Genomic DNA, 13,486 nt, shown 5'->3' with positions numbered 1-13,486 from the left:
TCGACGTTACAGAACGGCCACGACCCTGACGTCGCCTTCGACGGACGGAATGACCTGCCCGCCGACGCGCCGGAACGTGATCGTCGCGGTCTTGTCGCCGAGCCGCAGATCGCCGATTTCGAGCCAGTCGATGCCTTCGGGCAACTCCGGCCGGTCGATACGCACTTCTTCCTTGACGGCGTCGACGGTCACGCCGAGACACGCTTCCAGAATCATGAAAGGCGCGCCCGCCGCCCACGCCTGCGGCAGACACGCGACCGGATAGGCGATCGGCCGTTCGCCGCGTTGGCGCGTGAATCCGCAGAAAAGCTCCGGCAGACGCATGTCGAACGTGACGGCGGCTTCGAACAGCGACTGCAGCAGTCCCACGGCCGCGCCGCGATCGCCGTAGCGCGCGAGGCCGCGTGCGCAGAGCGCGGTGTCGTGCGGCCATACCGAGCCGTTGTGATACGACATCGGATTGAAGCGCGGCTGCCCCGCCGCAAGCGTCCGCACGCCCCAGCCCGTGTGAAAGAGCGCCGATTCGAGTTGCTTGGCGACAGCCTCGCCGCGTTCGCGTTCGACGAGATCGAACGCGAGCAGATGCCCCGCATTCGACGACAGCACGCGGCATAGCTCGCCCTTGCCATCGAGCGCAATGCCGTAAAAATCCATCTCCGGCATCCAGTACATCTCTTCGACACGCTCGCGAATGTGACGCGCACGCCGCTCGAACTCGCTTGCGTTCTCGCCTTGCCCGCGCTCGCGGGCGAGACGCGCCATCGTGGAAAACGCGGTCGATGCGTAACCTTGGACTTCGACGAGCGAGATCGGGCCGATCGGAAACTTGCCGTCCGCGTGGAAGACCGAATCCTGGCTGTCCTTCCACCCCTGATTCGCCAGACCGTGCTCGGATGCGCGCTGGTAGTCGAGCAGACCGTGCGGATTCTTGTCGCAATGGCGCGCGACCCATTGCGCTGCGAGCTGCAGCGCCGGCCAGATTTCATCGATCAGGGCGGTGTCACCGGTGCGTTCCGCGTATGCGCCCGCCAGCACGATGAAGAGCGGCGTGCTGTCGACGCCGCCGTAATAGAGCGCGAACGGCACTTCGCCGGTTGCCGCCATCTCGCTCTTGCGCGTCTCGTGCATGATCTTGCCGATTTCGGCATCGCGGAAAGCGGAGTCTTCACGCGCCTGATTCGCGGCAAGGAAGCGCAGCACGCCGCGCGCGAGCGTCGGATGCAGCCAGAGCATTTGCAGCGACGTGATGATCGCGTCGCGGCCGAACGCCGTCGAGAACCACGGAATGCCAGCGTACGGATAAGGGCCGGTTTCGAGATCGGTGGTGAGCAGCCCGAGATCGGCGAGCGAACGGTCGATCCATTCGCTGAAGAGCGGATTGCTCGAACGCACGCGCGCGCTCGCGCGGCGCCGGTCGCGCATGCGGCGATGCGCCTCCACGAGCGCGTCGCGGATCGCGGGACGGCCCGATTCGGGCGCGCATTCGGCCGCTTCCGCGGCGTTGCGCTTGCTTTGCTCGCTGGCGTCCGAGAGCGCGTGCGTCACGGCCGTCACCGAGAGATACACGGAAATGGCCGTTTCCGACTGGATATGCAGCGCGTAGTCGGCGCGGGTGGGCGAAAGCACGTCCGGCGCGGGCGTGAACTGGATGCGCGCCGTGCGCTCCACCTCGTCGAGGCCGACATAGCGCAACACGACCTCGCCGTTCTCGACGACCGGCGGACGCAAAGCCCCGCGCTTGCCACGTATCGCGCCGCGAACCTCGAACATGTCGAGGAAGTCGGCCTTGAAGGAGATCGACAGCGGCACGGTGGACGGCTCCGTGCCGTAGTTCGTCAGCACGATGCTCTCGTGCAGCACATGCCCCGACAGCACGCGCTTGCGTTCGACGTGGATTACGCCTTCCGGCGTGCGTGCTCCGCCGATGGGCGGCAGCGGGCGGTTGGTCAGGTGCGCGGTAAAGACGGCGTTGTCGCTCGATACGCTGCCCGAAAGCAGCGACGGCGCGCGTCCGCCGAACGTCAGCACGAGCTCCGACAGCACGCGCGTGTCGTTGACGAAGAGGCCGTCGTCGTCGCCGCGGATATCGCCGTTCGCATCGTAGACGGCGAACGTGTTGCCCGACTTCAGCACGAACTGGCGTTCGCTCGGTATGTTCGGGTGCTCCGTCGGGATGAACGCTTCGTCCGGCAGCTTCGATTGCGACACCTGCATCTGCTGTTGTTGCTGCTGTTGCTGCTGTTCCTGTGTGTTCATTGCACCTTCCTGAAAGTAATCTGAAGGGTTTCGCGAGGCGTTCGGGGGCGCTTACCCGCTGTCATCGAAAGCCTTTCGACCCGCCCACGCCTGACGCGTTCTCCGCGCGCAATGTCATCTCGATATGTCGGACCATAAGCCTCTCGGCCTTATGTGGCAATGGCTTGGGCTAAAATTGCGCTTTTTGAGCGAACTCAGAGGTGGATTTGCGCAACAGAACAATCGACGCAGCCCGAGGGATCGGGATCGTTCTTGTTGTCCTTGGACACGCCATTGGTTTGCCAGAGTGGCTCTTCCGAGTCATTTACTCGTGTCATATGCCTCTGTTCTTTTTCCTGTCTGGATACCTTTTCAACGGCAAGAGAGGTCCGCTAGAGGTAATGCGCAGGAATTCCCGACGCCTTCTGATGCCGTACGCAGTCGCCGCCGCAATCGCGATCTTCCCGTCGATTCTATTTGGGAATACAACCAGTCTCTCCCAATTCTTCGTGCAACTCGGGGGTACGGCGTATTCCATACCTCGATCGAATCTTACTTTCTATTGCACGCCGCTCTGGTTTCTAACTTGCCTGTTCTGCACTGAAGCCATGTACGCGGCGTTGACCCGGTACGCGCGACACGTTGTGCATGTCGTGATCGCCGCATCATTGGTCGTCGGCTGCACGTTAATGGCCTTCGTGAAAGGCTTCTCACCCTGGAACATCAAGATCGCTTTTGTCGCGCTCTTTTATTTCCACCTGGGTTTCGTTGCAGCCGAATCCAAAATGCTGGACGGCAGGCGTTTTCCCGCTTGGACGCTGCCACTTTGCGCGCTCGGATGGATCATCGCTTCGCTGTGGAATCCCAAAGCAGCGAACCTCGCCGGCGAGACTATCGGTAATCCAGCGCTCTTCCTCCTCGCATCAATATGTGGGATATGGGCATTGGCCAGGTTAGCCCGGCTCACCGCGACGTCGCGCGCACTCAGTTTTCTCGGTAAGAACACGCTGCCCATATTCGCGTTCAACTATCCCCTCAATCTTTTTGCTCAGTGGCTGTTCGCGCCGACCACGCCGTGGTTCGTCTTCGCTGCTTCGGAAATGGCGTTAGCCGTCGGGTTCGTTTTCCTGCTTCGACGCATTCCGGCAATCGCGCGCGTGTTCTCGATCGAATCGGGACAACGCGCAAGCCCAACTGCGGTCTAGGCCGGCCAGGCTGGTCAGTTCGGCATAGGCTCCGCGAGCCATAGCTGAAGAGTGCTATGCTCTTAGCCCTTTTGTCCGGCCAGCGCTAAAAGGCGTCTGCCGGGAGGCGCACGGTTTCATTAGAAGGCCGGCGCAGCGTTTGGGCTCCGATCGCTGAAAGAGTACTTCGCGGACGCGCGCGAAATCGGGACGCCCTAAGCCGCGACGCCGAAAGGTTCTCACGAAATCCGACCGCTCTCGGCGCGCCTCCGTTTGCAGGAAAAAGGAAAGGATTTTGCCCGGGCAATTTTCGGGCGTCGGTCGGCCGCGATGACCGAGTCGTACAAGGATGTCCGAAGCCAAGAGTCGCGATTCGGACAAATTTTGGATGAACGTTAAACAGCCCCGCCCAGCAAGGGTTGCGGGCGTCCGGCATGTCATTTCCGCATATCGACTTACTTTATTCTGCCTCAGGCCTCGCAGTGGGTTTCCTGGTCGGCCTGACGGGCGTCGGCGGCGGCTCCCTGATGACCCCGCTGCTCGTCCTGCTGTTCGGCATACATCCGGCGACCGCCGTCGGCACCGATCTGCTGTACGCCACGGCGACCAAGACGGCCGGCACGCTCGTGCACGGCATCAAGGGTTCGGTCGACTGGCGCATCACCGGCCGTCTCGCGGCGGGCAGCGTGCCCGCTGCGGCCATCACCCTCTACTTTCTGCACGAACACGGTTTGACAGCGCCGGGCACCGCGCGGCTCATCCAGCTGATACTCGGCACCGCGCTCCTTATCACGGCGGTTTCGCTGATCTTCCGGCCGCAACTCGCGCGCCTTGCCTACAAAAAGGGACATGGCCGCCCCGAACACCCGACGCGTACCGCCGCGTGGACCGTCTTCACCGGCGCGATTCTCGGCCTGCTGGTCTCGATCACTTCCGTGGGCGCAGGCGCAATCGGCGTGACTGTACTTCTGCTGCTGTATCCGCGTCTCGCGACGGCGCGCATCGTCGGCTCGGACGTGGCTCACGCGGTGCCGCTCACGCTGATTGCCGGCACTGGCCATTGGATGCTCGGCTCAGTCGACTGGTCCTTGCTCGCCTCGCTCCTCGTGGGCTCGATTCCCGGCATCGTCCTTGGCAGCATGCTGTCGACCAAGGCGCCGGAAGCGTTACTCCGTCACGTTCTTGCCGCGACGCTCGTTCTCGTCGGAGCAAAGCTCGTGTTCAGTTGATGTTAGTCACGGTCGTTCGCGCTTTCCAGTCGGCCAAAAGACATAGGCCGATTCGTACGATATTCCTGTTTTTTGCCTATGTCGTTCGGCCGGGTTTCCCGCGGCGGGACGATGCGGCATCATCCCCACTCAGTTGAGCCGCACGCAGAGCGGTTCAAGTCGGGGCGCCGGTAACGGGCGCGTCATCTTTCGGCGTCGATCATGCAGCGTGCGTCAACGGGCGTGGGCCGCATATTCACGAGGAGTCAGGCGATGAATGAAAACAATCATCCGCAGCACGAGCTTCCTTCCGGCAACGATACGCCAGCAGGCGACGCACCCGCCGACCCCGCGCGGCGGCGGCTTCTCGCGGCGGGCGTGGGCCTGGCGGGGCTGTCGCTCGGCGGGTGCAATCTGTTCGAAAACAAGCCGACCACCCCGAAAACTGCCGCCGATATCGCACTCGACCGCACGCTCGCCGCGAAAGTGCAGCACATCGTCGTGATTTACGCGGAAAACCGCAGCTTCACGAATCTCTACGGCAACTATCCGGGCGTGCAATATCCGCTGTCGGCGGTGCCGGCATCGCACTACACGCAACTCGATCGCGATGGCGTCACGCCCATGCCCACGCTGCCGAAAATCTGGGGCGGGCTTGTGCCGCAGGCGCAGGAAGTCGACGGCAAGCGCTACGCGATCACCGAGCAGCAGATCATCGATCTGCGCAACGCGCCCTTCCAGATCGCAGACGCGCACGGTGCGCCGCTGCCCAATTCCGTCATCACGCGCGATCTCGTGCATCGGTTCTATCAGAATCAGATGCAGATCAACGCAGGGCGCAACAACCAGTTCGCGGCGTGGGGCGATTCGGGCGGCCTCGTCATGGGGCACTACCAAAACTCACCCGAAACGCTGAAACTTTGGGGGCTCGCGCAGCAATACACGCTCTGCGACAACTTCTTCATGTCGGCGTTCGGCGGCTCCTGGCTGAACCACATCTTCCTCATTTCCGCGCAGGCGCCCTTCTATCCCGATGTCAAAGGCAGCCCGGCTTCGAAGCTGCTCGCGGTCGTCGAAGGCGACGATCCTGCCGGTTCGCGCCTGAAGCTCGCCCCGGATTCGCACAAATCCGCGCTCGAGGGCCCGCCGAAGTACGTGCGCGACGGCGCGCTCACGGCGGACGGATACGCCGTCAACACCATGTTCCCGCCGTATCAGCCGAGCAACGTGCCGCCTCCGCAAGGCGGCGACTCGCGCTATGCGGACCGCTCGAACGCGCTGGTATTGCCGCCGCAGACGTATGCGACGATCGGCGACCGCCTGTCGGACAAGAACGTCGATTGGGCGTGGTACAGCGGCGCGTGGCAGTACGCACTGGAACATCGGGACACCGGCGCGGTGCCGGACTTCCAGTACCACCATCAACCGTTCAATTACTTCGCCAACTTTGCGCCGGGCACGGCCGCACGGGCGCAGCATTTGCGCGACGCGGGACTTGGCGACGATCCGTCGACGAACAAGCTGCTCGCGGACATCGACGCGGGCCGCCTTCCTGCCGTCACGTTCTACAAGCCCCAGGGCAATCTCAACATGCACGCGGGCTATGCGGATGTCGCTTCGGGCGATCGGCATATTTCGAACGTGATCGAGCGTCTGCGGCGCGGGCCGCAATGGGAGAACACCGTGGTGATCGTCACCGTCGACGAAAACGGCGGCTGGTGGGACCACGTCTCGCCGCCGAAGGGCGATCGCTGGGGGCCCGGTTCGCGCATCCCGGCGCTCGTGATTTCGCCGTTCGCGAAGAAGGGCTACGTCGATCACACCGTGTATGACACGAACTCGATCCTGCGCTTCATCTCGCGCGTGCACGATCTCGCGCCGCTGGACGGCGTGGCCGCGCGGGATCGCGCGTTCGCCGCAAGCGGTCAGGCGCCGCTCGGCGACCTGACAAAATCGCTCGATCTCGCGTAACGGCTAGACGCGTTCGACCCACGCTCGCGCGGAAATTTCCAGCAGATAGCCGTAGTGCAGCGCGCCGACCGGCACGACGGCGCGTGCCGGTTTCCAGGCGCCGAAGTGACGCGCGTAGATCTCGTTGAACGCTTTCCAGTGTTCGACGCCGACGAGATACACCGTCACCTCGATGCAATCCGCGAGGCTCGCACCCGCGGCTTCGAGCACGGTGCGCAGATTCGAAAGCGTCTGTTCGGCCTGCTCGTCGAACGGGAGATCGCCGGTATGCGTGCCGTCCGCGCGCATCGGCAATTGACCCGAAACGCAGACGAGATTGCCGGCGCGCGTCGCGTGGCTGTAGTGTCCGGCGGGAATCGGCAGGCCCGGAGCGTTGATGAGTTCGATCGGTGGCATCGTCGGTCGCGTTGGGTGGATGGCCTCGGATTATTGATTCCGAGTCAAGTTTCATTTGAGACTATCACCGTTTTTGCGAAAGTCGAAGCGGCTCATACTGTGTTCATCGCAGTTTGAACATTCAACGGAGCAAGAACATGAACGTTTTCATCACGGGCGCGGGCGGTTTCATCGGCGGCTCGATCGCGGCGGGACTCGCGCGGGACGGACATCGCGTGCGCGGCCTCATCCGTCGCGCGGAACAGGCCGACGAACTGAAACGCCTGAACATCGAACCGGTGATCGGCAGTCTCGACGACGCGGCCTTGCTCGCCGCCGAAGCGCACGCGGCCGATGCCGTCATCAACGCGGCGAGCAGCGATCATCGCGGCGCGGTCGAAACGCTGATCGGCGCGCTCGAAGGCACGAACAAGCCGTTTCTGCATACGAGCGGATCGAGCATCGTCGGCGACGCATCGGGCGGCGAGGCATCGGAGAAGATCTATACCGAGGACGACCTGCCGGAGCCGACGCCCGACAAGGCGCCGCGCGTAGCGATCGACAATCTCGTGCTCGACGCCGCCAAGCGTGCCGTGCGCTCGACGGTGCTCTGCAACACGCTGATCTACGGCCACGGCGCGGTGCGCGATACCGCGAGCGTGCAGTTGCCGCGTCTGGAACGACAGGCGCGCAAGAGCGGCATCGTGCGCCATGTGGGGCGTGGCCTCAACATCTGGTCGAACGTGCATATCGACGATGTCGTGACCATCTATCGGCTCGCGCTCGAAAAGTCGCCTGCGGGCACGTTCTACTTCGTCGAAAGCGGCGAGGCGCAATTCCGCGACATGACCGTCGCGATGGCGAAGGCGCTCGATCTGCGCGGGCCGGAAGACTGGCCGCTCGAAGAAGCGATCAAGGAATGGGGCTACGAGATGGCCTCGTACGGCCTCGGCTCGAACAGCCGCGTGCGCAGCAAGCGAACCCGCGAGATTCTGGGCTGGCAGCCGTCGCGCACGTCGGTGGTCGAATGGATCGAGAAGGAATTGACTGCTTGAGTGAATTTAGCGCGGCAAATTGGCTTGACCAATTTGCCGCGCCTACCGCTTCGCGCAATTACTGCAGCGCGGCCGCGAACTTTTCGATTTCCGCTTCCGGCATGCCCGATTTCGTCGCCGAATCGCGGATTTGCTGCCACGTCGTCGGATCGATTGCGATGCCGTTCGCGCCGCGGTCCGCACGACGCGCCTCTTCCGGCTCGCCCGGCGCGTAGATCGCATCGACGCCTTCCGCGCGCGGCGACGCCTTCATCCATTCGAGGAACGCTTCGGCCTCTGCTTGCGCGGCGGGCGCATCGAACGCGTTCGGATCGACGATCACCGAAGTCATGCAGTTGATGATCGCACTCGATTTCTCCAGCGTCTCTTCGTGCGTCGTGTAGCCGCCCGAGAGCGCGCCGCCGAAGATCTCGCACAGCGCGGCCAGGCCCGAACCCTTGTGCAGGCCGAACGCGGTGAGGGAGCCGAACGGCTCCTCGTGCATCACCTTCGGCTCGATCGTCGGCTTGCCCTCATGATCGAGCAACATGCCCGGCGCGACCTTTACGCCCTTGTTGTAGGCGACGCGCGTCTTGCCGTACGCGATGCCCGCCGTCGCGAAATCGAGCACGAGCGGGCTCTTGCCGTCGCGCGGATAGGCTGCGCAGAACGGATTGGTGCCGAAGCGCCGGTCGATGCCGCCGAAGGGCGCGACGAGCGGATCGCCCGCCACGTTCACGAAGTGGAACGATACGAGTCCGGCCTTCGCGCACTGTTCCGCCCAGTGGCCGATACGCCCGATGTGGTGCGCGTTGCGCAAGCCGACCGCGCATACGCCGAGCTTCTTCGCGCGCTCGATGCCGTGCTCCATCGCCTCGTAGGCGACGACCTGACCGAAGCCCTTGCGGCCGTCGACGGTCAGCACCGCGCCCGCATCGCGCACGATTTCGGCGTGCGTGTTGAGCTGCAACTGACCTTCGGAGAGCGACGCGACATAGCGCGGGATCATGCCGACGCCGTGGGAATCGTGGCCCGAAAGGTTCGACATCACGAGGTGATCCGCGACCAGTTCCGCCTCGCGCGGCGCGCTGCCTGCCGACTCCCAGATGGCGCGGACGTACGCGTGCAGCGTGTCGGCGGCGATGCGCCGTTCAGTGGCGGATGGGGTGGACGTGGGGGATGCATTCATTGCGACACTCGTCTCCATAGTTGATGGCTCGCGCTCTGCTTTTCGAGATGCGCGCGGATTATCACTTTACAGACGATCAACTGGCCTTACCACTTTGTTTTTACGAAATCGCTGAAATCGGCCGAAAAAAAGCCCGGACGAACCGGGCTTTCTCCAGACAGAAGTTCGGCCGCCCGGCCTCAGGGCGCTGCCGCGATGACCTCGGCCACCGACGCCGTCAGCTTCTTCGCGTACGGCACGTGCAGGAATTCGTTCGGACCGTGCGCGTTCGATTTCGGACCGAGCACGCCGCACACCATGAATTGCGAGCGCGGGAAGCCTTCCTTGAGCGTATTCATCAGCGGAATCGTGCCGCCCTGCCCGATGTATGCGACATCCGCGCCGAAGTGCCGTTTCGACGCCTCATTCAGCGACGAGCGCAGCCACGGCGCGAGATCCGGCGCATTCCAGCCCGTCGCCGCGCCCGCTTCGGGCTTGAACGTCACCTTGGCGTTGTACGGCGGATCCATTTCGAGCAGCCGCTGCAGGCGGACGATCGCACTGGCAGCGTCGACGAGCGGCGGCAAGCGCAGCGACAGCTTGAACGCCGTGCGCGGCGCAAGTACGTTGCCGGCATCGGCCAGCGGCGGCAGGCCCGACGCGCCCGTCACCGTGAGCGACGGCCGCCAGGTCGAATTGAGCAGTGCCTCGCGCGGATCGGTCGTCGTGGGCAGAACGCTGCCGCCATCGGCGCCGCACGCCCACGGCAGCTTCTTCCAGACATCGTCGCCGAGAATGCGCGCGGTCATTTCGGCTTCGCGCCGGCGCAGCATCGGAATCGGGCAATGAAAACTTTCCGGCAGCAGATTGCCGGTGCTCGAATCTTCGAGGCGCTCGAACAGTTGCCGCAAGATTCGAAATGCCGACGGCGCGATGCCGCCATAGCCGCCCGAGTGAATGCCCTCGTCCAGCACCTGCACTTCGAGATCGCCGGCGACGAGGCCGCGCAGGGACGTCGTGAGCCAGAGCTGATCGTAATTGCCCGCGCCCGAATCGAGACAGATCACGAGGCCGACATCGCCGAGCCGGTCGCGCAAGGCATCGATATACGGCAAAAGATCGTAGCTGCCCGATTCCTCGCACGTCTCGATGATACCCACGCAACGCGGACGCTCGACGCCCTGCGCATCCAGCGCCGCCAGCGCGGTGATGCTCGCGTAGGTCGCGTAGCCGTCGTCGGCGCCGCCGCGGCCGTACAGTTTGTCGTCTTCGAGCTTGGGCGTCCACGGACCGAGATCGCTGCGCCAGCCTTCGAATTCCGGCTGCTTGTCCAAATGGCCATACAGGACGACCGTTTCGGTGCTGCCCGAGCGCGTGGCGGGGGCTTCGAAGAAAATGACCGGCGTGCGCTCCGGCAAGCGGACGATTTCGACCTTCAGGCCTTTGACCGGCTGCGTTCTGATCCAGTCGACGGCGTCCGTGACCACGCGTTCGATGAAGCCGTGACGCGCCCAGTCGCTGTCGAACATCGGGCTTTTCGCGGGCACGGCGATGTAGTCCGTCAGCGCGGGCACGATTTCGTCATTCCATTTGCGATCCACGAAATCCCGCAGCGCGACGGAATCGAGCCGTACCGCTTCGTCGTGATGCGTGCTGTCGCCGATAGTCATGACCGTGTTTCCCTCCGAGGCAAACTTCCATAATAGACGCGATTTGCCCGCGGTTCGACCGCCGCCGCGCCGCGCGCGCACGTTTTCCGCGACTTTTTTCAACGTTTCGGCGCGCCCGGCCCTCCGTCGCGCGTTCCCGAAACGACAACGCGCGTCACCGCCGGATCGGAGTCGATCGACTGTTCGGTGAAGGGAAAGCGCGCCCAGCGTTTCGCCGCGAACGCGCGCGTCGCGTCGCCCGAATGGGGCGATGCCGGATCGTCCGATTCGGAGTGCGACAGCATCGTGTCGGCTTCGACGCCGTTTTCGCCGAAGGTGACGACTTGCACGTAGCTGTCGCCCTGGCCGCTTGAGTCCATCGGATAGCCCTTGGGATCGAGCGGACGCCGCGCGCAGACGATCGTGAAATAGCCCGCTTCGTCGCAGCCGCCGTAAAGCGGCACGCGCGCGCCGTTGCGCGTCGTGTAGAGGATGTCGCCGCGCCGCGAATCGAGCGCGAAGCCGTTCAGCTTCAGCGCGAGCGCCGCGCCGCCCAGCGCCTGACGCAAGTCCTGCACGACGGCAGGATTGTCGATGTTGAAGCCGCCCGGCGTCGCGAGCGGCTTGTTCGGATCGAAGCCGGATTCGTACAGGCGCTCGGGCGCGATCTGCATCGCGCGCTGCCAGAACTCGTCCCACAGGTTCGCGCCGCGCGCGTCGATATCCGCCGTGCCGTTCCACTTGCGCAACACCTCGCAGGCTTCGTGCAGCGGCCCGCCCGCTTCATTCACCGTGCACACGGCGTCGAGCAGCGGCCGGCGGAACAGCCGCTCGGACATCGAGTGCGTCTCGAGCACCGCCGATTCGAGCGCCTCGCGCGTCACGCCGCCGCGTTCGCGCTGCAGACGCGCCGCGAGCAGATGGCCGTAGCGCGTGCGCAGCGATTGTTCGACGCGCGCCGCGCCCGCAATACGCGGATAGCCAGACATCGGCGCATTCGCATTGGTGAGCCAGTAGCTGTCGTTGAAGTTGCCGACGTAGTCGCCGCGCACGGCGCTCGGCAGTTGCTCCAGCGGCAACGCGCCCGGCTGCGCGCTCGTCGCATCGACGCGCCACGCGCACGCGCTTTTCGAGCCGTCGAGGAACGGCACGCCCGGCGCGCGGGCCGCGAACGCGCGTCCGGCGGGCGGCGTGCACGATTGCGCGAGCGCGTCAGGCACGTTCGGGATCGGGCCGATGTCCGCGAACCAGACGCGCACGTCGTCGCGACCGATCGCGAACGTGTTGACCCACGGCATGCCGGCGTAGCGCTTCTGGATCGCCATGAAATCGGCGAGCGAGCGCGCCTGATTCCACGCGAAGAAGTTCTGAAAGGCGCGCGTGTTGTCGGCGTTCACGTCCGCGATCGCGAAGGCGGTTTGCGCGGTCCAGCCGAGGCCTTGCGCCATCGCGGACAGATCGACGACCGGCCCGAAGCGCGTCCTGTACAGCGTGCGCGACACGGACTCATACGTGCCGTCGGCGCGGCGCGCGCGCACGGTGAGCGGCACGGGCGTCATCGCTTCGCTCTGGCCATCGACGAGATAGCGCGTCGGATCGGCGGGATCGAGCGTCAACTGAAAGATGCCGAAACGCCGCGCGCTCGACACCGTATGCGTCCACGCGATGTTTTCGTTGAAGCCGAGGACGATCAGCGGCACGCCGAGAAAGGACACGCCCGCGACGTTCATCTGGCCGGGAATCGTCAGTTGCGCCTGATAGAAACGGTCCGGGCCGCGCCAGAACCAGTGCGGATTGCCGAACAGGATGCTGCGCCGGTCGCGCGTGATCTGCGCGCCGAACGCGAGCGCATTGCTGCCGATGCCCGGATTTTCGCCGATCGGAAACCGCAGCGAATCGAGCGCGGTCCGCGCGGTGTCGGCGTCGGCGTTGTCGCCGCGCGGGGCCGCCGCGCCCGGTTTCGGCGGATGCGCCAACGCGATCGGCGTCACGAAACGCGCCGAGCCGCCCGCGAGATTCGCCGCGATCAGACGCAGGTAGATATCGTCGGCGCTGATCTTGTCGACCCACGGCTTGCCCCGGCACGCCGCATGTGCCTCGGGAAATTTGCCGGCGTTGAGGTCGTCGAGATAGCGGTCGTAGCCGTTCGCGAAGCCGTCGATGAGATCGCGCAATTCGGGCGATTGCGCCGCACGGTAACGCTCGACGGCCGCCTGATCGCCGACCAGACGAAAGAAGAAATCGGCGTCGATGTTGCGCGGCTGACCGAACGTCGCCGCCGACGTCGGGCCTGCATCCGCGCCGAAATACGCCGAGCGCTCGCCGCGATACGTGACGAAGCCATCGGCGAGCGTGCAGAGATTGTCCTGCGCCTGCGCGTAGCCGAAACCGAAGCCGAGGCTGCCCCAATCGGCCGCTCGGATATGCGGAATGCCGTCCTGCGTGCGGCGGATTTCGGCGTGCCAAGCCGTTTGAGCGCCGGACTCCGGCTGCTGGCCGGGCGCCGCGCAGCCGCCAAGCAAAGCGCTCGCGAGCGCAGCGGAGATCGCAAGGCTGACGATCTGATTCATCGCGTGAGTTCCTCGATCCGATCGACGTGATGACGGGGCGCAATCGCCGCCCCGCGCGCAGTATCGCATTGCGCATGACGCGCGCCGCAGCC

Annotated in this window: 9 protein-coding genes; 4 read left to right on the top strand and 5 right to left on the bottom strand. The window is 64.6% G+C overall.

Annotated features, from left to right (window positions below):
* Positions 1-6: 6 nt before the first annotated feature.
* On the bottom strand, positions 7-2,214 hold the full coding sequence (locus NCT05_RS19300) for an amylo-alpha-1,6-glucosidase (protein ID WP_235366214.1): 2,208 nt from the start codon (positions 2,212-2,214) through the stop codon (positions 7-9).
* Positions 2,215-2,456: 242 nt separating this feature from the next.
* Here NCT05_RS19300 and NCT05_RS19295 point away from each other — a divergent pair, with 242 nt between their 5' ends.
* The 3 genes from NCT05_RS19295 to NCT05_RS19285 all read left to right on the top strand — a co-directional run bounded on the left by NCT05_RS19295 (position 2,457) and on the right by NCT05_RS19285 (position 6,598).
* A complete protein-coding gene (locus tag NCT05_RS19295) occupies positions 2,457-3,440 on the top strand; it encodes an acyltransferase family protein (RefSeq protein ID WP_008353393.1) in 984 nt (327 codons plus the stop codon).
* Positions 3,441-3,853: 413 nt separating this feature from the next.
* Complete coding sequence (locus NCT05_RS19290; RefSeq protein ID WP_250502964.1) at positions 3,854-4,648, top strand: sulfite exporter TauE/SafE family protein; 795 nt, start codon at positions 3,854-3,856, stop codon at positions 4,646-4,648.
* A gap of 252 nt (positions 4,649-4,900) precedes the next feature.
* Entirely contained in the window at positions 4,901-6,598 is a 1,698-nt protein-coding gene (locus NCT05_RS19285; RefSeq protein WP_250502963.1) for an acid phosphatase, read from the top strand.
* A 3-nt stretch (positions 6,599-6,601) separates the two neighbouring features.
* Here NCT05_RS19285 and NCT05_RS19280 read toward each other — a convergent pair whose 3' ends face one another.
* Positions 6,602-6,994 (bottom strand): RidA family protein, encoded by a 393-nt coding sequence (locus NCT05_RS19280; protein ID WP_008353398.1) that lies wholly within the window; start codon positions 6,992-6,994, stop codon positions 6,602-6,604.
* Between the two features lie 137 nt (positions 6,995-7,131).
* Between NCT05_RS19280 and NCT05_RS19275 the strand changes: the two genes are divergently transcribed.
* Entirely contained in the window at positions 7,132-8,028 is an 897-nt protein-coding gene (locus NCT05_RS19275) for an NAD-dependent epimerase/dehydratase family protein (RefSeq protein WP_250502962.1), read from the top strand.
* Positions 8,029-8,086: 58 nt separating this feature from the next.
* Here NCT05_RS19275 and NCT05_RS19270 read toward each other — a convergent pair whose 3' ends face one another.
* The 3 genes from NCT05_RS19270 to NCT05_RS19260 form a co-directional block, all read right to left on the bottom strand.
* A complete protein-coding gene (locus NCT05_RS19270; RefSeq protein WP_008353401.1) occupies positions 8,087-9,196 on the bottom strand; it encodes a malate/lactate/ureidoglycolate dehydrogenase in 1,110 nt (369 codons plus the stop codon).
* Positions 9,197-9,375: 179 nt separating this feature from the next.
* A complete protein-coding gene (locus NCT05_RS19265) occupies positions 9,376-10,845 on the bottom strand; it encodes a M20 family metallopeptidase (protein ID WP_034471776.1) in 1,470 nt (489 codons plus the stop codon).
* Between the two features lie 98 nt (positions 10,846-10,943).
* Positions 10,944-13,394 carry a penicillin acylase family protein gene (locus NCT05_RS19260; RefSeq protein ID WP_250502961.1) on the bottom strand — a complete coding sequence of 817 codons (2,451 nt, stop codon included), beginning with the start codon at positions 13,392-13,394 and terminating at the stop codon, positions 10,944-10,946.
* Positions 13,395-13,486: the final 92 nt, after the last annotated feature.

The organism is Caballeronia sp. AZ7_KS35 (assembly GCF_023631045.1).
GTDB classification, from domain to species: Bacteria; Pseudomonadota; Gammaproteobacteria; order Burkholderiales; family Burkholderiaceae; genus Caballeronia; species Caballeronia zhejiangensis.
This window is presented reverse-complemented; position numbering and strand designations above follow the sequence as displayed.